Annotated in this window: 23 protein-coding genes and 1 riboswitch; of the genes, 17 read left to right on the top strand and 6 right to left on the bottom strand. The window is 51.2% G+C overall.

Translation table 11 applies throughout. The features are described from left to right. Positions 1-121: 121 nt before the first annotated feature. The 4 genes from BLW37_RS00400 (at position 122) to BLW37_RS00385 (ending at position 4,884) form a co-directional block, all read left to right on the top strand. The gene (locus BLW37_RS00400; protein ID WP_245785559.1) at positions 122-1,456 is read left to right on the top strand and encodes a diguanylate cyclase domain-containing protein; all 1,335 of its coding nucleotides are present in this window, start codon (positions 122-124) and stop codon (positions 1,454-1,456) included. Positions 1,457-1,599: 143 nt separating this feature from the next. Continuing rightward, the gene (pssA, locus tag BLW37_RS00395; protein ID WP_091337852.1) at positions 1,600-2,433 is read left to right on the top strand and encodes a CDP-diacylglycerol--serine O-phosphatidyltransferase; all 834 of its coding nucleotides are present in this window, start codon (positions 1,600-1,602) and stop codon (positions 2,431-2,433) included. A 112-nt stretch (positions 2,434-2,545) separates the two neighbouring features. After that, positions 2,546-4,144 carry a glutamate--cysteine ligase gene (gene gshA, locus BLW37_RS00390; protein WP_091337849.1) on the top strand — a complete coding sequence of 533 codons (1,599 nt, stop codon included), beginning with the start codon at positions 2,546-2,548 and terminating at the stop codon, positions 4,142-4,144. Between the two features lie 116 nt (positions 4,145-4,260). After that, the gene (locus BLW37_RS00385; RefSeq protein ID WP_091337848.1) at positions 4,261-4,884 is read left to right on the top strand and encodes a transglycosylase SLT domain-containing protein; all 624 of its coding nucleotides are present in this window, start codon (positions 4,261-4,263) and stop codon (positions 4,882-4,884) included. Between the two features lie 42 nt (positions 4,885-4,926). Here BLW37_RS00385 and BLW37_RS00380 read toward each other — a convergent pair whose 3' ends face one another. Then, complete coding sequence (locus BLW37_RS00380; protein WP_091337845.1) at positions 4,927-6,204, bottom strand: HlyC/CorC family transporter; 1,278 nt, start codon at positions 6,202-6,204, stop codon at positions 4,927-4,929. A 72-nt stretch (positions 6,205-6,276) separates the two neighbouring features. Beyond that, the gene (locus BLW37_RS00375) at positions 6,277-7,083 is read right to left on the bottom strand and encodes a cytochrome C assembly family protein (protein ID WP_091337844.1); all 807 of its coding nucleotides are present in this window, start codon (positions 7,081-7,083) and stop codon (positions 6,277-6,279) included. Positions 7,084-7,267: 184 nt separating this feature from the next. On the opposite strand from BLW37_RS00375, the gene ffh reads away from it, so the two are divergent. The 8 genes from ffh (at position 7,268) to tyrA (ending at position 13,936) form a co-directional block, all read left to right on the top strand. Continuing rightward, the gene (gene ffh / locus BLW37_RS00370; RefSeq protein ID WP_091339487.1) at positions 7,268-8,635 is read left to right on the top strand and encodes a signal recognition particle protein; all 1,368 of its coding nucleotides are present in this window, start codon (positions 7,268-7,270) and stop codon (positions 8,633-8,635) included. A gap of 110 nt (positions 8,636-8,745) precedes the next feature. After that, a complete protein-coding gene (gene rpsP, locus BLW37_RS00365; RefSeq protein WP_091337841.1) occupies positions 8,746-8,997 on the top strand; it encodes a 30S ribosomal protein S16 in 252 nt (83 codons plus the stop codon). Between the two features lie 26 nt (positions 8,998-9,023). After that, a complete protein-coding gene (rimM, locus tag BLW37_RS00360) occupies positions 9,024-9,554 on the top strand; it encodes a ribosome maturation factor RimM (RefSeq protein ID WP_091337840.1) in 531 nt (176 codons plus the stop codon). Beyond that, entirely contained in the window at positions 9,554-10,330 is a 777-nt protein-coding gene (gene trmD / locus BLW37_RS00355) for a tRNA (guanosine(37)-N1)-methyltransferase TrmD (RefSeq protein WP_091337837.1), read from the top strand. Before rimM ends, trmD begins: the two co-directional genes overlap by 1 nt. A gap of 22 nt (positions 10,331-10,352) precedes the next feature. Then, the gene (rplS, locus tag BLW37_RS00350; protein WP_091337836.1) at positions 10,353-10,712 is read left to right on the top strand and encodes a 50S ribosomal protein L19; all 360 of its coding nucleotides are present in this window, start codon (positions 10,353-10,355) and stop codon (positions 10,710-10,712) included. A gap of 183 nt (positions 10,713-10,895) precedes the next feature. Next, a complete protein-coding gene (locus tag BLW37_RS00345; RefSeq protein ID WP_091337833.1) occupies positions 10,896-11,495 on the top strand; it encodes a DNA-J related domain-containing protein in 600 nt (199 codons plus the stop codon). A gap of 249 nt (positions 11,496-11,744) precedes the next feature. Further along, the gene (locus BLW37_RS00340; RefSeq protein WP_425426596.1) at positions 11,745-12,806 is read left to right on the top strand and encodes a 3-deoxy-7-phosphoheptulonate synthase; all 1,062 of its coding nucleotides are present in this window, start codon (positions 11,745-11,747) and stop codon (positions 12,804-12,806) included. Further along, positions 12,803-13,936: a bifunctional chorismate mutase/prephenate dehydrogenase gene (tyrA, locus tag BLW37_RS00335; RefSeq protein WP_091337828.1), complete on the top strand. Its 1,134-nt coding sequence runs from the start codon at positions 12,803-12,805 to the stop codon at positions 13,934-13,936. Before BLW37_RS00340 ends, tyrA begins: the two co-directional genes overlap by 4 nt. A gap of 6 nt (positions 13,937-13,942) precedes the next feature. On the opposite strand, the gene BLW37_RS00330 is transcribed toward tyrA, so the two are convergent. Continuing rightward, the gene (locus BLW37_RS00330; RefSeq protein ID WP_091337826.1) at positions 13,943-14,833 is read right to left on the bottom strand and encodes an LOG family protein; all 891 of its coding nucleotides are present in this window, start codon (positions 14,831-14,833) and stop codon (positions 13,943-13,945) included. A 140-nt stretch (positions 14,834-14,973) separates the two neighbouring features. On the opposite strand from BLW37_RS00330, the gene BLW37_RS00325 reads away from it, so the two are divergent. From BLW37_RS00325 to BLW37_RS00315, 3 genes are all read left to right on the top strand, one after another. Then, positions 14,974-16,587 (top strand): Na/Pi cotransporter family protein, encoded by a 1,614-nt coding sequence (locus tag BLW37_RS00325; protein ID WP_091337824.1) that lies wholly within the window; start codon positions 14,974-14,976, stop codon positions 16,585-16,587. After that, on the top strand, positions 16,577-17,983 hold the full coding sequence (locus BLW37_RS00320) for an MBL fold metallo-hydrolase (RefSeq protein ID WP_091337820.1): 1,407 nt from the start codon (positions 16,577-16,579) through the stop codon (positions 17,981-17,983). The genes BLW37_RS00325 and BLW37_RS00320 overlap by 11 nt, the downstream gene beginning before the upstream one ends. Before the next feature lie 83 nt (positions 17,984-18,066). Beyond that, a riboswitch (cyclic di-GMP riboswitch) is annotated at positions 18,067-18,157 on the top strand. Between the two features lie 124 nt (positions 18,158-18,281). Further along, positions 18,282-18,653, top strand: coding sequence for a DUF3718 domain-containing protein (locus tag BLW37_RS00315; RefSeq protein ID WP_091337817.1), 372 nt, complete (start codon positions 18,282-18,284; stop codon positions 18,651-18,653). A 198-nt stretch (positions 18,654-18,851) separates the two neighbouring features. On the opposite strand, the gene BLW37_RS00310 is transcribed toward BLW37_RS00315, so the two are convergent. Together BLW37_RS00310 and BLW37_RS00305 are read right to left on the bottom strand one after the other, a co-directional pair. Further along, positions 18,852-20,003 (bottom strand): chorismate mutase, encoded by a 1,152-nt coding sequence (locus BLW37_RS00310; protein WP_091337814.1) that lies wholly within the window; start codon positions 20,001-20,003, stop codon positions 18,852-18,854. Between the two features lie 194 nt (positions 20,004-20,197). Further along, positions 20,198-22,552, bottom strand: a complete 2,355-nt coding sequence (locus tag BLW37_RS00305; protein WP_091337811.1) for a penicillin acylase family protein — start codon at positions 22,550-22,552, stop codon at positions 20,198-20,200. A 54-nt stretch (positions 22,553-22,606) separates the two neighbouring features. On the opposite strand from BLW37_RS00305, the gene BLW37_RS00300 reads away from it, so the two are divergent. After that, positions 22,607-23,263, top strand: coding sequence for a cytochrome b/b6 domain-containing protein (locus tag BLW37_RS00300; protein ID WP_091337809.1), 657 nt, complete (start codon positions 22,607-22,609; stop codon positions 23,261-23,263). 49 nt (positions 23,264-23,312) lie between these two features. Here BLW37_RS00300 and BLW37_RS00295 read toward each other — a convergent pair whose 3' ends face one another. Continuing rightward, positions 23,313-23,774, bottom strand: coding sequence for a c-type cytochrome (locus BLW37_RS00295; RefSeq protein WP_091337806.1), 462 nt, complete (start codon positions 23,772-23,774; stop codon positions 23,313-23,315). Positions 23,775-23,900: 126 nt separating this feature from the next. Here BLW37_RS00295 and BLW37_RS00290 point away from each other — a divergent pair, with 126 nt between their 5' ends. Further along, positions 23,901-26,861 (top strand): bifunctional diguanylate cyclase/phosphodiesterase, encoded by a 2,961-nt coding sequence (locus BLW37_RS00290; protein ID WP_171907501.1) that lies wholly within the window; start codon positions 23,901-23,903, stop codon positions 26,859-26,861. Positions 26,862-26,909: the final 48 nt, after the last annotated feature.

The raw sequence follows: 26,909 nt of genomic DNA, 5'->3' as shown, positions 1-26,909 counted from the left end.
ATACGGCCTGAAAACCAGGCGTAAGTGATCCATCGAACAGACCTACCTTTTAGCATTCGCTATGCTGGCTGCTTCCCCTCCATGCTGGGAGCCTGTTATTTTCCTTATTGTGAGCAAAATTATGCACCCTCATATGCGGCTGGCTGACTTTATCCGTGCAGAGACCGAGTCTATCTTGCAGGCCTGGGAGGCATTTGCCAAAACCATCCATCATGCCAGAGTTTTGAATAAAGCCGGGCTGCGCGACCATGCCAAAGACATGCTGCTGGAGATTGCCGATGATCTGGAATCCTATCAAAGTGAGGCCGAGCAGGTGGCAAAGTCGAAAGGTTGTGGCCCGGACGGGAGCGGGCTGTCATCGGCCGAGGTGCATGGTGGTGCTCGCCAGTCCAGTGGCTTCAGTGTGCTTGAGACTGTATCCGAGTTTCGAGCCCTGAGGGCCAGTGTGGTATCGTTATGGACCGACATTTATCCCACCATTACCGGCCAACAACTGAAAGATTTGACACGCTTTCATGAAGCGATCGATCAGGCGGTGGCCGAATCGCTCGAGCAGTACGCCACCATCAAAGAAATGGAAACCAGACTGTTTGGCGCTATTTTGCTGGCATCGCCGGATCCCATTTACGTGCTGGATCTTGAAGGTCGCTTTATCTACGCCAACAAGGCAACGGCTGATCTTTTTGCTATGGAGGTTAGCGCCATCCTGGGTAAATCCATTTTGGATCTTGGTTTTTCATTCGCGCAGGATTTTCAGCGCAATCTGGCGAAGGTCATTGCCGGGCAGTCGACCTTTCGGGGCAAGTTTGTGCATACCTTTGCTTCGGGCTTGGGTGAGCGCTTTGACTATCTGCTGGCGCCGGTACTGGACGAGCAGAAAAAAACCGAAGCTACGGTCTGTATTTCGCGGGATATTACCGAACAAGCACTGGCCGAAGAAAAAATCTGGCACAACGGCCACCACGATTTGTTGACCGGATTACCCAATCGACGGCTTTTTCTGGACCGGTTGGAGCAGGAGGTGAAGCATGCAAAGCGCAGTCGATTAACACTTGCTGTGCTTTTTTTGGATTTGGATGCCTTCAAAGCCGTCAACGATTCGCTTGGTCACGAGGCAGGGGACCGCTTGCTGACGGATGTCGCTAATCGGCTGATGGATTGCAGCCGGGATGAGGATACCATTGCCCGTTTAGGCGGCGATGAATTTACAGTGATCCTCAAAGGTGCCAAGCTGCTTCAGGATGTAGAGTTGGTGGCGCAGAACATGATTGATGAGCTGGTGCGGCCTTTTACCATAGCACAGCAGTTGGTGCGTATTTCCGTCAGCATTGGCATTGCGTTGTATCCCGATGATGCCTCTAAACCAGCGCAGTTGCTGGAAGCGGCAGACAAAGCAATGTACCAGGCTAAAAAAGCAGGTGCCAACCGGATGTGGTTTTACAACGCGGCAGATTAAAAACACTGCTGTGCTAATGTGGTCTGGTTGTTGCGTTGCCGGCGGGTTAGCCTGCCGACTGCCGCGGCTTTTCTTTTGCCTTTTTCCAATCCATGCTACATTACCCAGCATTATTCCGATGATTTTTCTGGTAGCAGAAATATATGACAGATACAGGCAAAACCGAGCCACAGCCACGTAAGGGCATCTATTTATTACCAAACCTGCTGACAACAGGCGGTTTGTTTTCCGGCTTTTATGCCATTATTTCTTCCATGAATGGCCACTTTGAAGCTGCCGCCATTGCTATCTTTGTGGCGATGATTTTCGATGGCCTGGATGGCCGGGTCGCACGCCTCACCAACACCCAGAGCGAATTTGGTGCTCAATATGACAGCATGGCCGATATGTTATCTTTTGGCATGGCACCGGCTATGGTGATGTACAACTGGGCGTTGTCCGATACCGGTAAGTTTGGCTGGTTGGCGGCCTTCTTGTTTGTGGCTTGTGCCGCGCTCAGGCTGGCCCGCTTTAATGCCAATTTGTCGGTAACGGATGGCCGCTTCTTTCAGGGGTTGGCAAGTCCGGCCGCAGCTGCCTTGATAGCAGGTTTGGTTTGGACTGGTGCTTATTATCAGTTGGATGGCAATGACTTCGGTTACCTGCTTGGGATCTTGACCATTATGGCCGGCTTGCTGATGGTCAGTAACTTCCGCTATCACTCCTTCAAAGATGTGAACTGGCGCGATAAAGTGTCTTTTGTCACCATTTTGCTGGTGGTACTGATTTTTGTGGTGATAGCAGCAAGGCCGGCTGAAATGCTGCTGCTGATTTTCCTGCTGTATGCCTGCTCTGGCCCTGTTACCACCATTCGCAGCGTTAATAAGCTCAAGTTGGAGCATGTGGTGGGAGATGTTACACCTGCTGATTTTGAAGAGCCAAAAGCGAAGGCGAATCAGGATGCGCCAGCCGAACAAGCAGAACAGGAACAAAAGTAACATTTTACTGCCTGAGATACCTTGTTCCAGGCGTGTTTCCAAAGTACAGTGAGCGGCAGGTTAGATGGCTGTCGCTCCTTAATACGAGCCTTCAATTGAGGAAGGATATCTGTTGAATTCACTTCTTAAACAACGCTTGGCTGCACTTTATGCTGCCGAGCATTTGCAAAGTATTGTTGGTATTCGCCGTGGTCTGGAGCGCGAGTGTTTGCGCATTCAACCTAATGGCACTCTGGCGGCTACGTCGCATCAAGCGGCCTTAGGCTCTGCTTTAACACATCCGCTGATCACTACGGACTTTTCTGAGACGCTGCTTGAGTTTATCACACCGGTTTCAACCGATATTGAGACCACCCTGGCGCAGTTAGCCGATGTGCATACCTTTACCCTGAAGCAGTTGGCCGATGAGCGTTTATGGCCGCTGAGCATGCCTTGTTACATCGCACATGAAGATGAAATTCAGCTCGCCCAGTACGGCAGCTCCAATGTCGGCCGGATGAAAACCTTGTATCGTCAGGGCTTAAAACGTCGCTATGGCAGCATGATGCAGGCGATCAGCGGGGTGCATTTTAATTTTTCGTTCCCAGCGGGTTTTTGGCCACACTTCGCCACTATTTCTGGTCGGACAGCGGCCAATCAGGCTTTTATTTCGGAGCAGTATCTGGCGCTGGTACGCAATTACAAACGTATGGCCTGGCTGATTGTGTATCTGTTTGGTGCTTCGCCGGCTTTGTGTAGCTCCTTTATCAAAGGCCGGCAGAGCAAGTACCCGTTCCAGCAGCTTGGTAAGGGGACTCTGTACCTGCCTTACGCCACTTCGCTGCGGATGAGTGATTTAGGCTATACCAACAGTGCGCAGTCGCGGCTGAAAGTTACCTACAACTCGCTGGATGAATACATCGCAGGCTTGCATCAGGCTATTACCCTTCCATCTGAGGAGTACGCCAGCATTCCTTGTGATGCTAAGCAGGGCTATCAGCAGCTGAACAGCAACATTTTGCAGATTGAAAACGAATTTTATTCCACCATCCGCCCCAAACGTACCACCGAAAGTGGCGAGCGGCCGACCTGCGCGTTGGCTGCACGCGGGGTTGAGTACATCGAAATACGGGCACTGGATGTCAATCCATTCAGTCCGGTCGGTGTCAGTGCCGGGCAAATGCGCTTTTTGGATGTGTTTTTATGCTATTGCCTACTGCAAGACAGCCCAGATTTAAGTCATGAAGAGCAGTTGGTCACCGAGCAAAACCTAAAAAAAGTGGTCACTGATGGCCGCCGCCAAAATCTGGAGTTGTTGCAGCAGGGCCAACCGCGCCTGATGCTGGATTGGGCTGAAGAGATATTTGCCGATTTAGCCGATGTTGCTGCCTGGCTGGATCAGGCCTATGGCGGCAGCAGCTATCAGGATTGTATTCGCAGCTTTTACGTGAGCCTGTTGGATCCGTCCAATACCTATTCGGGTCGCTTACTGGACGAGCTTTTGAGCAAACAGCAAGACAACGGGCCTTTCGCACTGAACCTCGCCGAGCAGTACCGTCAGCAGTTGTTGGCGCGAAGCTATGAGTATTATGATGAGCAGAGCTTGCAGACGATGGCTAAAGAGTCGCATCAGCAACAAGCGGCCGTGGAAGCTGCCGATACCTTAAGCTTTGAGCAATACCTGGATGATTATTTTGCGCCTAAGCCGTGTTCACTGGAAAGTGAACGCTAAAAAAAGCGGTCACCAGGAGAGGGGTGACCGCGATACAGGATTGAAATCCAGGGAAACGTAAAACTTGATTTGCATCCTTGCACTTGGTTAGAAGCAATGAGATTTATAAAGTTCAGATGAAAACAAAACTTTTTTTAATCAGCGGTACTTTTTCCGCAGCTTTGTTGCTGGCAGGTTGCAGTACCCCGCCACCACAAAACAGCAGCAACCTCTGTGATATTTTTAAAGAGCATCGGGCCTGGTACAAAGCAGCCGCCAATACCCGTGATAAATGGGGGGTTCCTATTCATGTGCCGATGAGCATGATGTTTCAGGAAAGTAGTTTCCGGCATAATGCCCGGCCACCGATGCGCTACTTTTTAGGTTTTATCCCTTATGGCCGTGCCAGCTCGGCTTATGGCTATTCCCAGGCAAAAACCGAGACCTGGGCCGATTACCAGCGCGAAACCAATCGCCGTTTTGCCAGTCGCGGCAACTTTGCCGATGCCATCGACTTTATGGGCTGGTACATGGATAAAACCTACCGTATCAACGGAGTGTCCAAGTGGGATGCTTACAATCAGTACCTGAACTACCATGAGGGATGGGGTGGCTTTCAGCGCGGTACCTATCGCAATAAAACCTGGCTGATTTCCGTAGCGCGGCGGGTGGATGACCGGGCTCAGATGTATGCAACCCAATTAGCCAGCTGCGAAAAAGAGCTGCAGCGTGGCTGGTTCCGCCGTTTAATTGGTTTTTGAGGTGTGCATTTGTGGTAGCCCGGATTGACTCCGGGCTATGAATTAGTGGTCGCGCCGCTTTTTGGAGAGCGGAAACAGGCGGATGGTTTTGATCATATTATCCTGTACCTCGACAATTTCCATTTTATAACCCGCCAGCTTCAGACTCAGACTACCTTGCGGAATTTCTTCTAAATACTCCAGCACCAAGCCATTCAACGTTTTCGGGCCATTGGTCGGAAAATTCAGCTGCAACTCGCGGTTGAGATCGCGCAGGTTAATACCACCTTCCACCAGCACAGTGCCATCCGGCTGAGCGATGATTTCCTCGTGGTTATCATCAATCACATCGGTGGTGAAGTCACCGACTACTTCTTCCAGAATGTCTTCCAGCGTCACCAGGCCCTGAATATCACCGTACTCATCGACTACCAGGCCAATACGCTCTTTCGACGCCTGAAACTTTAGCAATTGAGTACTGAGAGGGGTTCCTTCCGGAATGTAGTAAATATCGCGCACAGCGCGCAGCAAGGTGGCTTTGGTGAGCTGTTTTTTCAGCAAAGGGCGCACCAAGTCGCGGGTGTTCAAAAAGCCGAGCGCATCATCAATGGTATCGCGGTACAGCAGCAAACGGCTGTGCGGTGAGTTGGCCAGCTGGCGTACCAGTTGTTTCCAGTCATCATTCACATCCAGGCCGCTGATTTCATTGCGTGGGATCATGATGTCTTCTACCGTGGCGTGCTCCAGATCCAACACACCTACCAGCATGCTCTGGTGCTGCTCTGGGATCAGGGCGCCCGCTTCATGCACTACCGTGCGCAACTCTTCGGCGCTTAAACTGTTGCCTTGATGCTGCTCGGCACTGATGCCAAACAGCTTTAAAAAGGTGTTAGTGACTTGGTTCACCAGCCAAACCATCGGGTACAGCACTTTTAGTAAGGGCTTTAAAATCACCGAGCTCGGAAAAGCCACGCGCTCTGGGTGCAAGGCTGCCAGGGTTTTTGGGGTGACTTCCGCAAATACCAGGATCACCAGTGTCAGGCCAAAAGTCGCAATAGCAATGCCAATATCACCAAATAAGCGAAGGCCAATCACAGTAGCGATGGCCGATGCGGCAATATTGACCAGGTTATTGCCAATCAGGATCAGGCCAATCAGACGGTCTGGCCGTTTTAGTAACTGACTGACACGGATAGCCGCTTTGTTCTTTTCGTTCGCCAGATGTTTCAGACGGTAAGGGTTCACCGACATCATGCCGGTTTCAGAGCCAGAGAAGTACGCGGAGATAAAAATAAGTACACCAAGAATAATAAATAAGGTACTGGTTGCTATCGCGTCCAAATGTGGGTTACCTGTATGACCTAAAAGGAATGGAATGCATAGTATGTACGGTGCACTGGCAGATGTAAAACATCAGAAGCTACCACTAAGCAGTACTTCGCGTACAAAACGACTGCCAAAGTACGCCAGAGTGAGTAGCACACTGGCCAGCAGAGTCAGGCTGATGGCCGTTTTGCCGCGCCAGCCAAGCCGGGCATGGCCCCAGCTAAGTAGCGCAAAGAGCGTAAAAGCCAACAGGCTCAGTACATTTTTGTGCAGGTTTTGTTTGCCAAGCCAATCGCTGGTAAAAAGGGCACCGCTGAGCAAGGTGATTCCTAGCAGCACAGTACCAATCAACAACAAACGGAACTGCAGTACTTCGGCTTGCATCAGCGGTGGCAGCTGAGATGTCATGCTGAGTGCTTTGTGTTTCAGTTTGTAGCTGATGTAGCTCACCTGCACACTGTATAAGGTGGCCAGGATTAAAATCACATAGGCAATAAAAGCCACCAGGATATGCAGCAGCAACATGGGGTTTTGATCAATCTGCAGCAGCTGGGTGCCTTGTGGCAGCAACAATACGGCCAACTGGACCAGCGCAGCACAACCATAGACCACAGGCAGCAGCAGCACCAAAGGAGAGCGTAGAGCCGTCAGCGTCACTGCCATGGTAATCAACCAGCTGACTAAAGAGCTGACATTAAGCAAACTGAAGTTCTGGCCATCGCTGGTAAATAAAGCGGCCGATAAGGAGATTGCATGCAGGGCAAGGCCTAAACAGGCCGCACTGAAGGTGAGCTTGAGCGCCGGTCCGGCCGGATGAAATAAACGGCTGAGAATAGTGCCTGCCGCCAGTGCATAAGCCAGCATGGCAAATAGTGGCAACAACAGCGAGTGCATGCAAAACTTTCCCTGAATTACAGTCAGATAGTCATTGTATTGCAACTTGTGCTGAATACCAATGCCTAAAACGGCATCAAGGCAGTTTCAACGGCAAAGCTGCGTATGCTGTGCCTGCTCAGAGCTGACGCCAGCAGCGGACTCAGGTATACTGACACCAGGCAACGAAATCTGGGTGAACACCATGTTTGAAAATTTATCAGAGCGCCTGACCCGAACGCTGAAGAACATCAGTGGTCGCGGGCGTCTGACCGAAGACAATATCAAAGATACTCTGCGCGAAGTACGGATGGCCTTACTGGAAGCCGATGTGGCTTTGCCGGTGGTACGCGACTTCGTTGCACAGGTCAAAGAAAAAGCGGTTGGGTTGGAAGTCAGCAAAAGCCTGACTCCTGGCCAGGAATTTATTAAAATTGTCCGCAAAGCGTTGGAAGATGCCATGGGCGAGGCCAACGAAGAGTTGGCGCTCAATACCCAGCCACCGGCGGTGGTTTTGATGGCGGGCTTACAGGGGGCTGGTAAAACCACCTCGGTTGCTAAGCTGGCGCGCTTTTTAACCGAGCGCAAAAAGAAAAAAGTGCTGGTGGTCAGTGCCGACGTCTATCGGCCAGCGGCCATCAAGCAGCTGGAAATGCTAGCCAAAGAAGTCGGCGTAGAGTGTTTCCCGAGCGATCTTTCGCAGCAGCCGGTAGCTATTGTAAACGCGGCGATTGCCCATGCCCGCACTCGTTTGTTTGATGTGCTGCTGGTAGATACTGCCGGTCGTCTGCATATTGATGATGCCATGATGCAGGAGATCCAGGCACTGCATGCGGCGGTTAAGCCTATCGAGACTCTTTTTGTAGTTGATGCCATGACCGGTCAGGATGCAGCCAACACTGCCAAAGCTTTTAACGATGCTTTGCCTCTGACCGGGGTGATTTTGACCAAGGCCGATGGTGATGCGCGTGGTGGTGCGGCTTTATCCATTCGTCATATTACCGGCAAGCCCATTAAATTTATCGGGATGGGCGAGAAAGTCGATGCGCTCGAGCCATTCCACCCGGATCGGGTCGCGTCCCGCATTCTTGGTATGGGCGATGTGTTAAGTCTGATCGAGGAAATCGAGCAAAAAGTCGATAAAGACAAAGCGGCCAAAGTGGCGCAGAAGATGATGAAAGGCAAAGGCTTTAGCCTGGAAGACTTTCGTGATCAGTTGGGCCAGATGCGCAATATGGGCGGCATGATGTCGATGATGGATAAATTGCCTGGCATGAAAAACCTGCCTGCCAATGTCGCCGGTCAGATGGATGATAAACAGTTTATCCGGATGGAGGCCATCATCAACTCGATGACGCCAAAAGAGCGCCAGTTTCCTGATTTGATCAAGGGCTCGCGCAAAAAACGCATTGCCGCAGGCTCGGGTACTCAGGTGCAGGACGTCAATAAGATGCTGAAGCAGTTTACTCAAATGCAGAAGATGATGAAGCAAATGTCGGGCAAGGGCGGCATGATGAAGATGATGCGTGGCCTTGGCGGCAAGTTACCACCAGGGATGCTGCCGCCCCGATAAGCCGCGAAATGCCTTGCAATCGGGGTAAAAATCCGTACAATGCACCAGCCCTCCGAACCGTCGGAGGTGTTGTTATTTTTTAAAACCTGAACGAAAACTTAGAGGACGGTATGGTAACTATTCGTTTACAACGTGGTGGCGCGAAAAAGCGTCCTTTTTACCAAGTTGTGGTTGCGGACAGCCGTTTTTCCCGTGATGGCCGTTTTATTGAGCGTGTTGGTTTCTTTAACCCAATCGCCAGCGGCACGGAAGAAAAACTGCGTCTGGACCTGGAGCGCGTGAATCACTGGGTTGCACAAGGTGCATCTTTGAGTGAGCGTGTTGCAAACCTGGTAAAAACTGCTAAAAAAGCTGCGGCTTAATTTAGCCTGATCTGTGGAGTTGTCGCTTGAGTTCGAACGATGAACTGATTTTGGTTGGCAAGTTTGGTGCGGTTTACGGTATCAACGGCTGGCTGAAAGTGAACAGCTATACGGATTTCCCGGAAGGGATTTTTGATTATACACCCTGGGTAGTCAGTGTTCAGGGGCGTCAACAACAAATGCAGGTTACCAGCTGGAAACGCCATAGCAATGGTTTGATTGCCAAGTTGGATGGGATCGCGGACCGTGATCAGGCGCAGCGTCTGGTCAATGCCGATATTGCCGTACCAAGCAGTGTATTGCCAGCGCTTGGCGAGGGTGATTACTACTGGAAAGACCTGATGGGTCTGGCGGTGGTGAATGAAGCGGGCTATCACCTCGGTGAGGTCAGCGACATGATGGAAACCGGTTCCAACGATGTGCTGGTGGTGAAAGCCAACCGCACCGATGCATTTGGTAAGAAAGAACGGTTGCTGCCTTTTTTAACCAATACGGTCATTAAAGACATTAACCTGACTGAGCGACGTATTGTCGTCGACTGGGATCCCGCTTTTTAATGCCGGAACCATGCAAGCTTTGGGTCGGGGTTGTTTCCTTGTTCCCGGAGATGTTTCAGGCAATTACGCAGTATGGGGTGACCGGGCGGGCTTTGCGCCATGGGCTGATTGATGTGCAGTGCTGGAATCCGCGGGATTTTACCACGGATAAACACCGCACCGTCGATGACCGGCCTTATGGGGGCGGACCTGGCATGTTGATGATGGTACAGCCACTCACCGACGCCATTCGCGCAGCTAAAGCTGCTGCAGGAGGCAAGGTGCACACCATCTACCTTTCGCCGCAAGGTCGGAAGTTAGACCAACAAGGGGTGCAGGAGTTGGCGCAGCATAGCAAGCTATTGCTGGTTGCAGGGCGCTACGAAGGCATTGACGAGCGCGTGATTGAAACCGAAATTGACGAAGAATGGTCAATTGGTGATTACGTGTTAAGCGGGGGCGAGTTACCGGCCATGACATTGATTGATGCAGTGTCACGATTGGTTCCTGGCGTGCTAGGGCATGATTTATCGGCAGAGCAGGATTCGTTTGCATCCGGTTTGCTGGATTGTCCACACTATACCCGGCCCGAAGTGTTAGCAAACAAAGAGGTACCACAGGTTTTGCTGAGTGGTCACCACGACAAAATTAGACGCTGGCGTCTGAAACAGGCCCTCGGTAGGACCTGGTTACGACGGCCAGATATGTTAAATTTCCTGGCTCTGACTGAGGAGCAGCGACAGTTACTGGCAGAGTTCCAACAGGAACACCAGGCGCTGCAGCAGAAAGACAGTTAACTCCAGGTAAAGAGAGATTGTTATGAGCAAAGTAAGCCAAAACATCATCAAGCAGCTTGAAGATGAGCAACTGAAGCAAGACGTACCAGCTTTTGCCCCGGGTGATACCGTGGTCGTTCAGGTACGTGTAAAAGAAGGCGAGAAAACCCGTCTTCAGGCCTACGAAGGTGTGGTGATTGCCAAGCGTAACCGCGGCCTGCATTCTTCATTCACGGTACGTAAAGTATCGAATGGTGAAGGTGTAGAGCGTGTGTTCCAGACGCACAGCCCTTTGGTTGATAGCATCACTGTTAAGCGTCGCGGTGCGGTACGTCGTGCCAAACTGTACTACTTACGCGATCGTTCAGGTAAATCAGCGCGTATCCGCGAAAAGCTTAACTAAGCACTTTTTGCTGTACTCAAAAAGGCTGGCCTTTATAGGCCGGCCTTTTTTGTACTGCGTGACCCGTCCGGGGCTCCACGCAGTTGCGTGTTTCAAGCTATCTTGACGTGTGTCACCATGGGGCCGGGCGATTTTTTGTTGGGGAGGCTTGCCTCAACAACATGGCTCTGGCACTGTACTTATATGCAAGCACCGCTTCCTACCCCGCAACTACATTTACTGCAAGGCCAGCTGGAAACCATCCTGCTGCAAAGCAGCGGTATTGTCACTGAACAGCAGCTGTTGCAACGGCTTGGCCTGCAGCTAACCAATGCGCCCTCGGATCCACACTATGCGCTGTTCCAACGTCATTTTGTGCTGCAGCACCTATTGTATCGTATTCAGAAACAATGGCTGCTTGATGAAGTGGCCTGGCTGGACATTGGCCTGGCGAAAGTTGAGCTTTTACCATACCTGGCCCAGCAATTATCGGCTCAGGATCAAGGCCGCGCTCAGTACTATTTGGATTGGGCGAATTTCTACCAGATGGATGCTGACACCCTGGCGCAGCAGCTGGAGGATTTTTGGCAGCAGTTTGCCAGCCGGACTGTGGTATCAGTGCCAGAGTTCAGCCGGCAGCAGGCCTGTACTTTGTTGCAGCTAAGCTGGCCTTGCGATCTAGCCCTGTTAAAGCGCCAATACCGAAGTTTGGCGCTCAAGCATCACCCGGATCGTGGCGGTGATGCCGAGCACTTTGTTCGGATCCGGCAGGCCTATCAGCAGCTTAGAGCTGAGTTGCGTTAAGATCAGCTTCGGCATTCCTTTTGTATAGTATTCGTTACGCATTCAGCTGAATCAATTTGTGTGGGAACCCCCGAAAATAATGGCCTTAATGGGGTTGAACTTGGCTTTTCATCTGGGTACACTGTCAATCTGTAATTAATTAGATACGATTTGTACTCTTAAGTTTACGGGTGGCAAGGGCCTGCTCCGATGAGACGGCAACAGCAGCCAGCCTGCCATACACTTAAGGGTGCTTTTAGAGGAGTCTCCCTGATGACCACCCGTGTTGATGATCTGCGCATTGCCGCAGAAAGACCTTTAAGCCCGCCTAATGTGTTGAAACAAGCTTTACCGCTATCGGAACAAGGGGCCGTCTTTGTGCAGCAGTCGCGCCAGATAATTGCCGATATTATTCATGGTCGCGATCCCAGGTTGTTGGTGGTGACCGGCCCTTGCTCTATCCATGATCCAGTCTCCGCGCTGGAATACGCCGAGCGCTTAAAAGAGTTGCAGCAGCGGTATAGCGATAGTCTTTACATCGTGATGCGGGTCTATTTTGAAAAGCCGCGCACCACTGTTGGCTGGAAAGGTTTTATCAATGATCCCCATCTGAACGATTCTTTTGATCTGGAAACCGGCCTGACCTGGGGACGAGAGTTGTTGCTGAAGCTGATTGAAATGGAATTACCAACCGCGACCGAGGCGCTGGATCCGATCAGCCCGCAGTACATGTCGGATCTGATTTGCTGGGCCGCCATTGGTGCCCGTACCGTCGAGTCCCAGACGCACCGTGAGATGGCCAGTGGCCTGTCGATGCCGGTTGGCTTTAAAAATGGTACCGATGGCAATTTGGGCATAGCACTGAATGCCTTGCAATCGGCGGCCAGCCCGCATCGCTTCATTGGTATGAACCAACGTGGCGAAGTCGCTCTGGTCGAAACCCAGGGCAACCCGGATGGCCATATCATCTTGCGGGGTGGAAAAAAGCCAAATTATGGCGCAGCCAGTATTGCCGAGGCGGTGACGGCTTTGAATAAATTGGATTTGGCGACTGCCATCGTGGTGGATTGCAGCCACGGCAACTCCAACAAAGATCACAACCGTCAGGGGCTGGTCGCCCAAGAGGTGATTGCTCAGCGCCAGGCAGGCAATGCCGCCATTATTGGCATTATGCTGGAAAGCCATTTGCACGCCGGTCGGCAGGACATTGTGAACGGCAAGGCGCCTTTGTATGGTGTTTCTGTCACCGATGCCTGCATCGACTGGGAAACCACGGCCAAGCTGCTGGCGGAGTGCCATTTGCGCATGCAAACACTGGTGGCAGCGGCATGACTCAAACACCGGAGCAACAGGCGCTGACGCCGTTGCGTCAGCAGATTGATGCCATCGATACCGAGTTGGTGCAGCTACTGGCCCGACGTGCTCAGGTGACCGCCGAAGTTGGCCGGGTGAAGCAACAGTTCGGTTTGCCCGTTTATATGCCAGCGCGCGAGCAGGCTCTGCTGCAAGCCAGGCGGGAGCAAGCCGAGCAGCATGGTTTATCACCAGAGCTGGTCGAGGACGTATTGCGCCGGGTGATGCGCGAGTCTTATCAAACGCAGGAACACAGCTTTGTATGTTGCCGGTCAGGTGGAGGCAAAGTGGTAGTGGTCGGCGGGGCCGGTGCCCTCGGCAGCCGCTTTGTCAGTTTGTTTCAACGTTCTGGCTATCAGGTCGAGGTACTGGAAGCCAATGATTGGTCCAAAGCGCCACAGCTGTGCCAGGGCGCAGCCCTGGTGCTAATGGCAACACCCATTACCTTAACTTGCCAGCTGATTGAGCAATTACCGGAATTACCAGCAGATTGTCTGCTGGCTGATATCACCAGTATTAAGCAACAACCGCTGGCTTGCATGCTGGCCAGACATGCTGGACCGGTGCTGGGGTTGCACCCGATGTTTGGTCCAGATGTCAGTAATCTGGTGAAGCAAGTGATTGTGGTGTGTGACGGCCGCTTCGCGGATCGCTCGGATTGGCTACGTCAGCAACTGGTGGTCTGGGGTGCTGAACTGGTTGAGCAAAGTGCCGAAGTACACGATGAACGTATGCAGCTGATCCAGGGGATGCGTCACTTCACTTCCTTGGTGTATGGCGTGCATCTGGCTGAAGAAAACGCTGAACTCAGCGAGTTGCTCGCACTAAGCTCGCCGATATACCGGTTGGAGCTGGCGATGATAGGTCGTTTGTTTGCGCAAAATGCCGAGCTTTATGCCGATATCATGCTGTCTTCGGTTCAAACATCGGAGTTGCTTGAGCGCTACTTACAGCGTTTTTCGCAGGTGCTTGACCTGGTACAAGGCGCCGACAAAGCGGCGCTGATGGCCGAATTTAATAAAGGCAAGGCCTATTTCGGCGAGCTGGCCGGCCAGTTCCTGGATGAAAGCCGGCAGCTGCTGCAAAAAGCTACCGATGGCAGAAGCTAAGCGCACTTAGATATCTGTTAGCTGATAAAAATCACGGATCACCTGCCAGGCTTGTTCTGGCGTATCAACAAAGCGAATCAGTTCAAGATCGGTTGAACTGATAACCCCGGTCTCGACCAGCAAATCAAAGTTGATCAAGCGCCGCCAAAAGGCTTCATCGTACAATACCACTGGCACCGCTTCGGCCTTTTTGGTTTGCAGCAGGGTCAGGGTTTCAAACAGCTCATCCAAAGTACCAAAGCCGCCCGGAAAAGCGACCAGAGCGCGAGCGCGCTGTAAAAAGTGCATCTTGCGAATGGCAAAGTAGTGAAACTGAAAGCAAAACTCCGGCGTAATGTAGGGGTTGGGATGCTGCTCTTTTGGCAACACAATGTTCAGACCAATGCTGGCACTGCCTGCTTCCATCGCGCCCCGATTAGCAGCCTCCATAATACCAGGGCCACCACCACTGATAATGGTCAGCTGCTCTTCCGGCCTGCGCTGGCTGTGCTCAGCGACCAGATAGGCAAAATCCCGCGATGCCTGGTAGTAACGGCTATTGCTCAGATCACGTTTGGCCTGTTGAACACGTTGCTGCAGCTTCTGGTCTGCAGGTGCGGCGTTAAGGGCGCTTTCAGCTTGCTCAAGCGCATGCTTGGCATCTTGCGGAGCCAGAAAACGAGCACTGCCAAACACCACCAGAGTAGCATTAATACCGTGCTGCTCGAGCACCAGTTGTGGCTTTAAATACTCCAGCTGTAACCGTACATGACGCAATTCATCCTGCAACAAAAAGTTGTGATCGGCAAAAGCCAGGCGATAGGAGGCATGATCCTGCAATTGACTAATGGCCTCTACGGAGTCCTGTGCACTGTTCAAATGACGCCGATGTAACCCATTGTGGTGGTGATTGGACATAATGACTCCTGATAAGTGGTTGTTTTTTATGCAGGCAAATACGGTAAAGAATGCGACCTGCTTTGATTTAAACTAAGATTAACGTGCATTGAGCTGTGTCACAATGACGCAGTCACAACCAAAAGGATTGTAGCAGTCAGATGATGACCGATGGATTAATGGCGCTCGGCGCTCTTGGCCTTATTCTGCTTGGCATGGAGTGGATGACGCTCGGCCTGAAAAAAGCCGCCGGCAATAATCTGGTTACTGGCCTGCAGCGCTGGACTGGGAAACCTGTCCATGGATTGGTAATCGGCACGGCTGCAACCGTAGCTGTGCAATCATCCACCGCTGTCACAGTGACCACCATCGGTTTTGTTAACGCCAATCTGCTGTCACTTCGCAATGCTGCTTATGTGATTTACGGCAGCAATGTTGGCACCTCCTTTACCGGTTGGTTTGTTGCCCTGGTTGGTCTGCAATTTAAAATTGATGCCCTGGCACTGCCGCTGATAGGCATTGGTATCTTGTTAAAGTCTTTTGTTAAACAGCGTGCCTGGCAAGGCAGTGGTCAGGGCCTGGCGGGTTTTGGTCTGATGTTTTTGGGCATTGGCTTGCTAAAGGACAGCTTTGATGCAGCCTTTGTCGATATCGAGTTTGGCTGGCTGGTTGAGCTTGGCATTCTGGGTATTTTGCTGGCTGTACTGATTGGTACCTTGTTAACCACCATTATGCAGGCATCAGCGGCCGTGATTGCGCTGGTAATTACCGCAGTTGCCAGTGGTGTGGTGCCACTTAGTCTGGGCGCTGCCTTTGTTATTGGTGCTAATCTTGGTACCACCTCGACCGCTTTGTTGTCTGCTTTAACCGCCACAGCTAAAGCCAAGCGGTTGGCTATGCTGCATTTGATTTTCAATGTACTTACCGCTGTGGTGGCTTTGCTGTTGTTGCAGCCCTTGCTTTGGCTGTTGCTGTGGTTGCAGCACCAGTTGTTTGATGTCCATCATGCCGCTTTTAGTCTGGCCTTGTTTCATACCTTGTTTAACCTGCTGGGCGTGATACTGATGTGGCCGATCAGCGATCGGTTGGTGCTGTGGTTAAATGGTCGTTTCCGCCGTCAGCCTAGTGACCGGCTGCGGATGCTTGATCAGTCCAGTTTGGCTATACCAGCGCTTGCACTTAAAACTCTGACCATGGAGCAGCAGCAGGTGTTGCAGCAGTTATGCCGCTTGGCTGGCAGCGTGGATCGTAAACCCGTGGAGCAGTCCGTGCTGGATGAACTGCGTCAATCGCAACGTACCATTGCTCAGTTCAGCAGTCAGCTAGGCCAGCAGCCGCTGCAATCGGATGAGTCCGACTTATTGAATGCGCTGGCAAAAAGTCAGCTGAGGGTCGAGCTCTTGTTGCAAATGCTGCCTCAGCTGGAACATCGCTTTGAGCATGACCGAGCCAGCATTCGGGTAGAGGCTGAGTTTTGGCGTCAGTTGGCCACGTTGAGTTTACCCGCTGGTGCCGGCCAGATCTCTGGATTGTATCGCGAGATCAGTCGCTGGCGGGCTGAACAGAAACAACAGCTGGTAGCACCTGAGCAGTTAAATGCAGCTTTGCATAGTGGGCAGGGCGGAGAGTGGTTGCTGCGACTGGCTGAGCTGCGCCGCTTCGATCATCACTTGACTAAGGCGATGTTGGGGGTTGCCCAAATCCAACAACACTACGAGCGGCAGCAAGCGGCTGTCCCTACTGAAACAGAATCAGGAGAACTTCATGCCAGTTAATGCGCAACTCACTTTCATCGGCGGAGCCGGACAAGTCACCGGCTCTTGTTATCTGGTGGATTTAAACGATAAAAAAATACTGCTCGATTGCGGCATGGTGCAAGGAAGCGATCAAATCCGCGAGTGGCACAAGTTCCGTTTTCAGTTCCGGCCCAAAGATATTGATGCGGTGATCTTATCCCATGCGCATATTGATCACAGTGGCTTGTTGCCTTTGCTGGTTGCCAAAGGCTTTCATGGCAAAATTTACTGCACCAAGGGCACCGCTGAGTTACTGCCGGTACTGTTAAAAGACTCGGTGCATTTGTATTTGAAAGATCTGGAGTGGAAAAACAAGCGAGCTGCCCGGGCCGGTAAAAAAGAAATGCAACCGGTGATGCAGTTGAGCGATGCAGAGCGGGTAGTGGATTTATGCGAACCTCAACCCTACAACAAGCGCCTGGTGCCGATGCCGGGTATGGAGCTGGAGTTTAACGATGCCGGTCATATTCTTGGCTCGGCCATTGTGCAGCTATGGCTAAAAGGTAAGCAAGGCATGCGGCACCTGGTATTCTCCGGTGATCTGGGCAATCCTGCTACTGTGCTGATGCACGATCCTACGCAGATTGAACATGCCGATGTGGTACTGATGGAAAGTACCTATGGCGATCGCAATCATCAGGATGTGGAGCACACGGTGGCGGAGTTTGCGGCTGCGCTCGACGCCGCCTACGAGGCGGGCGGCAATGTGTATATTCCAGCTTTTGCTTTGGGCCGTTCGCAGGAGATTTTGTACTATCTCGGTGTTTTGTATCATCAGGGCAAACTAAAACAAAAGGTGGTGTTTTTAGACAGCCCAATGGCGATCAGCATCACTGAAATTTATGACCGCTTCTTTCACAGTATGGACCCAGATGATACCCGCATTCTGAAGCAGCAAAATGTGCGCGATTTGGCCTCTTTCCTGCCTATTCTGAAACTATCGGAAACGGTGGAAGACTCCATGGCTATCAACCGCTTTAAGCAAGGGGCTATCATTATTGCCGGCAGTGGCATGTGCAATGGCGGCCGCATCGTGCACCACTTTAAACATAACTTATGGAAAAACTCCAATCATCTGATTTTTGTTGGCTTTCAGGCACAAGGCACTTTGGGACGACGGCTGGTCGATGGCGAGCAACGCATCAAGCTGTTTGGTCAAGATATTGTCGTTAAGGCTAAAGTACACACCATAGGGGGATTTTCCGCCCATGCCGGCCAAAGCGAGCTGTTGCAGTGGGCTAAGGCCATTGGTGGTCAGCCAAAGTTCTGGTTGGTGCATGGTGAAAGTAAGGCACAGCAGGTGTTGCAGCAGGAAATGGCTGCACAGGGCTTGGAAGTCGAAATTGCGACTAAAGGACAACAAATCAGCCTTTAATGGAAACGGCAGGTTGTCCGATTTAAACGATGAAATTTTTATGACGCTATTGCCAAAGCCGTTTGGGCTGGTTACTATATGCGCACTTCGAAAGGCAAGACATCCGAAAGGGTGATCGCGCAAAGCTTCAGATCTAACGGAAACTCTGTTTCCCATGATAGCTGGGCTGCCATTAAGCGTCGTTCTGACCTTAATGTGAACTGCAACAGCAGTAGTCATATCGACCTTTCGCAAGCACAAGCTAATCACCATTCAATGATGAATGGATTCTGACTAATTACTGTTTTGGAGCCAGAAAATGAAATTGAAATTTGTAGCTTTAGCGTCTGTTCTTGCAGCCACTGGTGTATTCAGCTCACAGGCCCAGGCCGATCAACAGCTTGCTGTTTCTATCTGCTCATACGTTGCAGCGGATAGTCGTAACGATTTACGTAAAACTTTGAGTGATCACCGTCTGCGCCTGCGCAATGTCTACGACGGTATCCTGTGTGATGGCTTGCCACTGGTGCGTCACGCCATTCGCCACAATGCGAACGATACTGCGGATTTTATTATCCGTCAGTTGCCAGGCAGCCAAGTGGCTTCTTCTGGTGATATTGAATGGGCAGAAAGCAATGGTTTCTCTGGCTCACCGGTGATTGAAGCTATCCGTGCCCGTGCTAATAGCTAATTTTTGATTTCACCCTCCCTGTTTTTTTAAGGCACCTGTTTGGTGCCTTTTTTTATACCCAAGTCACCTCAAGATGCGAGCTTAAGAGTCGCTGGGCGCTTTCAATGCAAGGCGCCCTGGCGACGCAATGTCAGCCAGGGTAACACCGAGGTGGAAGCGACCAGCGGCTCCCGCTGAGATCCGCATCTATAGTGCCGCTTAAGCCGGTACTTGTGTTGGCTGAATATCTTCACTGGGATAGCAGCCCAGTACCTTGATAAACTTGGTAATCCGGTTTAACTCTTCCAGCGCTCGGGTCATGGCGTAATCGTTGGCATTGGCCAGCACATCGACGTAAAACATCTCTTCCCATGGGTTGCCTGGAATTGGACGGGACTCCAATTTAGCCATGCTGATACCATGACGCTTTAGCACGGTTAAGGCATCGACCAAAGCTCCGGGCTGCTGGCCGGTAAACATAATGAAGGTGGTTTTGGCTGGAATGGCTTTGGCAACGGTCACTGCTTTGCGTGCGACTACGATAAAGCGACTGACATTGTCCTTTTGATTGGCCAGATCGCGTGCCAGAACTTCCAGGCCATAAATTTTACCGCCAGCTTCTCCGCCAATAGCAACGATGGTTGGATCTTGCTTTTTCTGAACGCGCTGAAACGCATCAGATGAGCTATCGCAATACTCGACCTTGATATTGGTAAGCCCAAGCAGGAACTGACTGCATTGGGCAATAACCTGGGGGTGTGCGCAAATCTGGCGAATTTGATTGAGTGGCGCGCCGGGCAAACCTAGCACACAGTGATCGATAGGATGCGTTAGCTCACCGACAATGGATAAGCGGGTGTGTTGCAGCAAGTCATAGACTTCGTTGATGCTCCCCGAGGAGGTATTCTCAATCGGTAATACTGCATAATCGGCATGGCCGGTTTCAACCGCCTTGATGATCTCGTTAAAGCTGTCGCAGCCAATATCAATAATTTGCTCTGCCCGGCGGGTAAAGTATTTTTGGGTGGCCCAGTAACTGTAAGAGCCCTGACCACCAAGATACGCCACCTTGACTGAGGGCCCCTGCATGCCACGGAGCTCGCCCTGCAGTTTGGCTTGCTGCTGTAGTACGGAATCTTCGATGATCACATGAAACAAGCGGGTAACGTAGTGAGCATCCAGCTCTAATGCTTTGCCGCTCTCAATTAACCGTAGCAGTAGCTCTTCTTCGCGCTGTTGATCACGGATAGATTTATTCTGGCTGATCTTTGCTTCGGCAACCGCCAAAGCCAGTTTGCGGCGCTTTGCCAGCAATTGCAGCAACTCCTGATCAGTATGTTGGATTTGTTGTCGTACTTCAGTTAGTTCCATGACGGATCATCCTCGTTGCATTGGGTCGTTATCTGATAACAAAAAAAAACCTCCCGTCGGGGGAGGTTTTTGGTGTTCTGCACGCGCGCAACACTACCTCCCAGGTCGGGTGGTAAAAAAACGAAAAAAGAGTGCGTTGGCATGATAGCGTTTCATTCTGTTTTTTTATCAGTCTGGATGGCTAAAGTCAACTGCTAATGTGCTGGTCGCAGCAGCAAACTGTATTTTTCCGGGCCAGGCAGAAAAGCTAACTCCTGCTCGTGCAGCCAATAGTGATGATCGGCCCGATAAAATGGCGACAGCGGATGACCGGACTGACCCGTTGGTATCGTCAGTATGCCAAGCTGTTCAAAGCCGGGGGCAACCACCATGCGCTGTGATTGACCAAAGCCAGGTCGCTGTACGCGCGGCATATGGCTATCACCGGCCAGTTGATCGGCTGGCATATTCAGATAACGTCCAAGCAGTGGTACAGCATTTGCCAATGGATGCCGAAAGCGCGCCCTGTTCTGCTGGCCCCAGCTCAACTCATTCAATGTTTGCTGTTCAACGGTTAACTCAGCATAGCTTTGCAGCACAGCCGCTTGCAATAAATCATCCCAGCTACCAAAAGCCGCTGGTAAGGTATCGTTCCGCCGTTGTTGCAGCATCTGCCAGCCAGGAGCTGCTAATGGGTATTTTAACTGGTAGCTGTAAAATCCCTCAGACTCTAGATAAGCGCTCAGTGGTGCGAACATCAACTGCAGCGTTTTTAGCCGAAAGGCACGCACCAGGGTATAGCCGATGGCATCGGTGGCAGCATAGTCACTGCTAGCCGCAACTTCCTGTTGATAGCTTTGCAGCTGATGCTGCTGGATAAACTCCGGGCTTAGCTGCTCAAGCAACAGTTGTCGCCAGGGTCTTAGCATTTTTGCCTGATGATCCAACTGAATAGCGTGCAGATCCTGTTCAGTAAACTGTGTTTTGGCCATCAAGCGTTGCTGAATCTGCCAGCCTCTGGCTCCCATGTCATAACCACCATTACCAAGCAGTTGATAGGAGCTGCCGCCGACTACCCTGGCATTGGCAGACCACAGCCGATGCAGCTCTGGATTGATTAATTTCGGGTGTTCATCAGCAGCCAGATAACCAAGCCAGCTATTATCGCCGCTACTCCAGTCCTGCGGCGTGTCCCAGTCAGTGACTTGGCGTTTTGGTATCGGGCCCATAAGGCCCCAGCCAATTTGTCCCATTGAATCGGCTACCAGTAAGTTTTGCGCTGGTATGCCCGCCATTGGAGCAATACTAAGTGCTTCTTGCACCGTTCGGGCTGTTTCCAGTTGCATTAGCTGCATATTGACCGCTTCGCTATCATAAGCAACCCAGCGAAGTGCATATCGCGGTTGCCCGGGAGCAGCCGGAAGCAATGGGCCCCATTGTGTTTCTTTCAGTCTAAGCTGGGTAGCTGCCTGGCCTTTGACTTCAATCACTTCGTCATACCAGATAAAGTCTTGCCAACCATCAGGCGTAAAGTATTGGTCGCCGTCTTCACTCAGTTGCAAGGCAATCACATCGTGCCAATCGGCAGTGCTGTTGGTAAAGCCCCAGGCGATATGGCCATTACTGCCTACTACCATGGAGGGAGCTCCAGGCAAGGTTAGTCCGGTAACACGTTCTGAGCCATGATCACTTGACCAGTGCAGATCCGCTTTGTACCAGGTGGCAGGGACCTGGATGCCAAGGTGCATATCATCGGCCAGGATAGCACTGCCATGCTCGGTCAAAGCGCCAGCCACCGCAAAGTTGTTGCTGCCAATATCAACACTGTCTTTGATGCTACAATCACGGCAGGCGGTTGCTTGTTGGCGCAGCATCTCAGGGTAGGGGGATAAGGGCATAGGTACTGCGGGCTTGGTGCTACCATCGATGGCAGCTTGATACTGCTCATGATGCTGTTGCAAGAAAGCCAGCCAGTCCTCAGGAATGGCCTTGGCTAGAGCATCCATCGCCAGCTCATCGAAGCCGTGTCCTCGTTGCAGCTCAAGGTACATACTGAAAATGGTTAACAGCGAGTCCTCCTCGCGCCATGGTTCAGGCTTGGCTTGCAACAGGAAATACTCAAAAGGGCGAACAGTCAGTTGTTGCAAACCATCATTGACGCCCTGACTGTAAGCGGTGAGTAACTGCAGTTCTGGCAGGGGTAGTTGCATCAAAATATCACCAGCCCGATTGCGAAAACGATGCTGCCGTAACTCCAGGTCGGCACTTAGGGCAAGTGGCCCAAACAAGGCGGATAGTTCGCCGGCCGCATTTCGGCGCAGCAAATCCATCTGAAAAAAACGTTCCTGGGCGTGAACAAAGCCGAGCGCATAGGCGGCATCTTGCCTTGTCTGTGCCTGGATTTGGACAAAACCGGTATGATCACGACTGATCAATACCTCATCGGCTACCCGAACCAGCACTTCGCCCTGATACTGTGGCAAACTGGCACGCAGCAACAAATAAGCGGTCATCATAGCGATCAGAACCAGCAGCAGTAAGCCACCGAGCATCCATTTTAACCAGCGCATGTGCTAAACTCTTTGGCATGAAATCAGAAGGTTAGCATAATTTGGGAGTTGTGCATGACGGTGATGAAAAAAGTCTGGGATCCGGCGGTACGTTTTTTTCACTGGAGCCAATTCATACTGTTGGCCGGGCTCTGGTATACCGGTACCGAAGGCTTGATGGAGTGGCATCAATTGTTGGCTTATACCTTGGCTGCGGTGCTGTTGGCACGGATTTGCTGGGGCTTTTATGGCAGTCAGAGTGCCCGCTTTAGTCAGTTTGCTGCCAGCCCGCTAAAAGCGCTCCGCTATTTACGCCGGCCGGAGCCTGTCATGGGGCATAATCCGGCTTCATCTTACATGATTTTTGCTTTGTTGCTGTTGGTCTTATTGCAGTTTGTATCTGGCTTAATGACCACCGACCATATTTTTACCGATGGCCCGCTGGTGCGCTATGTTTCCAGCGATGTGGTGTCTTTAGCCACCCGCTGGCATAAGTTAGGGATTGATATTTTGTTGATAGCAGTGGCAGTGCATGTAGTGGCTGCTGTCTGGCATAGCTGGCGCCATCACAATGTGATTCTGGGCATGCTGCATGGCAAGCTGAGTGCTCCCAAAGATATGGGAGTGCCGACACCCAAAGCTGGTTGGAGTTACTTTATTCTGGTTGTGCTCTTTTGGCTGGCATTTTACTGGTGGCAAGGAGCGGATTTAATTCGGATGCTATCCTATTAATAAAGTGAAGGGGCCAACAAGGCCCCTTTGTGTTAAACCCCTGAGACGCTTAGTCGGCCCGGTAGTTGTCGTGACAGGCTTTGCAGTTATTAGCAAATTCACGGAAAGCACCCTGGATCGCACGACGGTCGCCACCTTGAGCCGCTTCATGCAGTGCAGCAGCATCGGCGGCGAATTTCTCACCACGCTGGTTAAAGTCCTCCAGATTTTGCCAAAGCGCAGCTTTCACCTTGCCGCTGGCATGATCGGCTCCAGGGATATTAAACGCCTCCCATGGCAACTGAGTTAGAGTGGCCAGTGCTTCAGCCCGGCGTTGAACCCGCTCCAGATCGTAGGGTACATTGCCGCGAAACATGTCGTTGATATCCACCAGATTAAACCGAATCGTCTGGAAGGCTGCCTGACGGTAGCTTACCGCATCCTCGCCATTGACAAAGGCATTGGCTTGAGCGCCCTGGCTTAATAAAACGCCCGAACAAAGCAAGGCGATTGAAATGAGAGCTTTTTTCATGGTAACTCCTGTTGGCTGGTTCTCTAGTATACTAAGGGACTTGTAGCAAAAAGTGTAGTATCTTAAAGTGTGGTCAGGATCTAACCACAGTTTTGGCCAGCAAAAACAACAACAGGCTCCTTTGTAGTGAAAGATCTGCATTTGCAAAAACCCACAGGAATGCGTTCACTCAGCGTTAAGTTAGCGCTGCTGGTGTTCATTTGTACGCTTGGCGCTGGTATTGCGGTTTTGTCGGGTGTGTTGTTTTTGCAACGCGTTGTGGTCTTGGAGCAAGAGCAAGCCAGTCTGGCTCAGATGGCGCAGCATACGGCTAAGCAAGTCGAGCAACTGATCACGCAAAAAGAAAAAAAAGCGCTGGCCGCCAATCAGCTTTTTACCCGCGCTTTGTCTGTAGATGGTGGTTCACCTGGCATGGCAATGCAGCCGCAAGCGGATGGCGCTGTGCGGATCCGCGATTCTGTCTCAGGCGCTTTTTTGCCTGCAGCACAGGTTGGCACATCAGCGGAGCGCTGGTTTTCAGCCAGCAAGGGCAGTTGGCCTGAGCTGGCTGCGATGATGCGACAGGATTTTTTTAATTTCTATTTTATCAGTCACGATCATTTTATCCGCATTTCTCCGGCAGACTGGGCGTTGGAAGTCGATGCGGAACACAATTTTGATCAGGACGTATTCTTTAGGCTGGCAACGCCAGAACAGAATCCGGCGCGCGTACCGCGCTGGACCCCCGTGTATTTTGATGACATCTGGCAACATTGGATGACCAGCCTGATTGTACCTGTCTACCTTGATGATAGGTTCGTTGGCGTGACCGGAGCCGACTATATTCTGGACGATCTCTTTGCTGACCTGGCCTCACAAGCTTTACTGAGCAGGCAGTACCAACTGATGGTGTTTGAGCGATCTGGCAATCTGTTACTTGCTCCCGGGCATCAGCCACAGCGCGATGCCCGGATGAATACCTTACTGCAAGGCATGGAAATTTCAGATCCAGAGCTAAAAGCTTTTAAGCAGCAATTACTAACAGAGCCGGAACGCAATCAGTTTCTTAGCGCCAGTAGCGAACAGTATTTATTGCAAGCGGCCCCCATTGAGCGCCTGGGATGGTTTTTGACCGTTTACCGGCCTAAAGCCGACACCTTTAAAACCTTGCAAAGTATTCAATCCAAGGTGTTCGTACTTTTCGTACTGATTGCTTTGATTGTGGCAGTGCTGCTGCAATTCTTTATCTACCGGCTGGTGTTAAAGCGTCTGAACCGGGTATCGGATGCTATTGTGCGGCTAGGTAGGGGGGGCTACCATACCTTAAAGCTTGATCAGAGCAGTGATGAAATAGGTGTGCTGAATCGTGCTGTCGAAGGTATGTCGGGGGAAATTGCTGAGTTACTGGAAGGTTTAAATACCCGAATAGCTGAAAAGGAACAAGCCGAGCGCTCCACCAAGAAACTGACCAAAGCAGTAGCCTTTTCCAGCTCAGGTATTGTGTTAACCGATGCTCAGTTGGGCATTGAATACCTTAACCCCTTTCTGGTGGATTTATTGCTGTTGCCTGCAGAAGAGGCTGCAGGTAAATCCATCACCGATTTAATCGCCACCGAAATGGCTTTTGTGCGTGAGGAAATGTTGCAAACCATTCTGTCACGCCACCATTGGCGCGGTGATATTTTGCTGGCACATCAGGCCCAACAGTGCTGGATGTCGATGGCCATTGCGCCGATTCGAGATGAAAAAGGTACTGTGACCAATTACGTCTGTGCTTTGCAGGATATTTCCTTTATTAAAGAGAGTCAGCAGAAGATGGAGCAATTGGCCTACTTCGACGTCCTGACAGGACTTGCTAATCGAGGGTATTTCCGTGAGCAACTGCGCAAGGCGCTGGCGATGTCCCAGCGCGGCCATTATGCCTTTGCTTTGCTGTACTTTGATTTGGATGAATTCAAGCTGATCAATGATACCCTTGGTCACGATGCAGGCGATGAATTGCTCAAAGAGGTTGCGAAGCGGTTAATTAGCCGTTTGCGGGAAGAGGACACCATCGCCAGGCTCGGTGGCGACGAATTTGCAGTAATTTTAAGTGGCATTGAAAGCCGGCAACAGGCAGCTTTGATCGCAGAGAATTTGCAGCATTCCTTTGCTATGCCGGTTAAGTTGGGTTCACAAGAGGTTGCCATCAGTGCCAGCATTGGCATTACCATGGCACCGGAAGATGCTGGTGATGAGGAGCTGCTGCTTAAACATGCCGATTTAGCCATGTACGAGGCCAAAGCCCGTGGTAAGAATACCTTTCATTTCTTCAGTCAGGATCTGAATGAAGCAGCAAAAGAGCGACTTGAGCTGGAAAGCCAGCTTAGAGAAGCCATTCGCGAACACCAGTTTATGTTGTATTACCAGCCTAAAATCGATTTGAACACCAATCATATTGTCGGCTACGAAGCCTTAATACGCTGGTTGCGACCTGATAATAAGCTGGTGCCACCAGCTCGATTTATCCCAGTAGCTGAAAGCACGGGTCTTATTGTACAAATTGGGGAATGGGTCCTTTGGGAGGGCTGTCGCTTTCTGGCGCGCCAATGCAGCCGCGGTTTAAATGTGGACCTGTCTATCAACCTGTCAGCCAGACAGTTCCGCGATAACAGCCTGGCAGAAACGGTGGAACGAATTTTAAAACGCACCGGGGTAGAGCCTAAGCGAATTATTTTTGAAATTACCGAAAGCATGCTGATGGGCGATACCGATGCGGCTATTCATCAGTTAAATCAGCTGAAAAGCCTGGGGGTCTCTTTATCTATCGATGATTTTGGTACAGGCTATTCTTCGCTGAGCTATTTGAAACGCTTCCCGGTCGATGAACTTAAAATTGACCGTTCGTTCGTGCAGGATATTCCGGAAGACACCAATGATATGGATATTGTATCTGCCATTATCGCTATGGCACAGCAAATGAATTTGAGGGTGGTGGCCGAAGGGGTAGAAACCGTCGAGCAGGTCGCATTTCTAAAGCAGCATGATTGCACTTTGGTGCAAGGCTATTATTTTAGTATGCCTTTGGCTGAGCAGGAGCTCAATCAACTGGAATTTACAATCAACTGATCCCAACATCAGGAACACAACAATGACGAAACAATTTCCCTGGGTTGG

It is taken from the genome of Alkalimonas amylolytica (assembly GCF_900107845.1).
Classification (GTDB): Bacteria; Pseudomonadota; Gammaproteobacteria; order Enterobacterales; family Alteromonadaceae; genus Alkalimonas; species Alkalimonas amylolytica.
This window is presented reverse-complemented; position numbering and strand designations above follow the sequence as displayed.

Coding starts and splice junctions, on each gene's coding strand:
- BLW37_RS00400 (WP_245785559.1), top strand. CDS start 122: ATGCACCCTCATATGCGGCTGGCTGACTTTATCCGTGCAGAGACCGAG.
- pssA (WP_091337852.1), top strand. CDS start 1,600: ATGACAGATACAGGCAAAACCGAGCCACAGCCACGTAAGGGCATCTAT.
- BLW37_RS00385 (WP_091337848.1), top strand. CDS start 4,261: ATGAAAACAAAACTTTTTTTAATCAGCGGTACTTTTTCCGCAGCTTTG.
- BLW37_RS00375 (WP_091337844.1), bottom strand. CDS start 7,083: ATGCACTCGCTGTTGTTGCCACTATTTGCCATGCTGGCTTATGCACTG.
- ffh (WP_091339487.1), top strand. CDS start 7,268: ATGTTTGAAAATTTATCAGAGCGCCTGACCCGAACGCTGAAGAACATC.
- rpsP (WP_091337841.1), top strand. CDS start 8,746: ATGGTAACTATTCGTTTACAACGTGGTGGCGCGAAAAAGCGTCCTTTT.
- trmD (WP_091337837.1), top strand. CDS start 9,554: ATGCCGGAACCATGCAAGCTTTGGGTCGGGGTTGTTTCCTTGTTCCCG.
- rplS (WP_091337836.1), top strand. CDS start 10,353: ATGAGCAAAGTAAGCCAAAACATCATCAAGCAGCTTGAAGATGAGCAA.
- BLW37_RS00345 (WP_091337833.1), top strand. CDS start 10,896: ATGCAAGCACCGCTTCCTACCCCGCAACTACATTTACTGCAAGGCCAG.
- tyrA (WP_091337828.1), top strand. CDS start 12,803: ATGACTCAAACACCGGAGCAACAGGCGCTGACGCCGTTGCGTCAGCAG.
- BLW37_RS00330 (WP_091337826.1), bottom strand. CDS start 14,833: ATGTCCAATCACCACCACAATGGGTTACATCGGCGTCATTTGAACAGT.
- BLW37_RS00325 (WP_091337824.1), top strand. CDS start 14,974: ATGATGACCGATGGATTAATGGCGCTCGGCGCTCTTGGCCTTATTCTG.
- BLW37_RS00320 (WP_091337820.1), top strand. CDS start 16,577: ATGCCAGTTAATGCGCAACTCACTTTCATCGGCGGAGCCGGACAAGTC.
- BLW37_RS00315 (WP_091337817.1), top strand. CDS start 18,282: ATGAAATTGAAATTTGTAGCTTTAGCGTCTGTTCTTGCAGCCACTGGT.
- BLW37_RS00310 (WP_091337814.1), bottom strand. CDS start 20,003: ATGGAACTAACTGAAGTACGACAACAAATCCAACATACTGATCAGGAG.
- BLW37_RS00305 (WP_091337811.1), bottom strand. CDS start 22,552: ATGCGCTGGTTAAAATGGATGCTCGGTGGCTTACTGCTGCTGGTTCTG.
- BLW37_RS00300 (WP_091337809.1), top strand. CDS start 22,607: ATGACGGTGATGAAAAAAGTCTGGGATCCGGCGGTACGTTTTTTTCAC.
- BLW37_RS00295 (WP_091337806.1), bottom strand. CDS start 23,774: ATGAAAAAAGCTCTCATTTCAATCGCCTTGCTTTGTTCGGGCGTTTTA.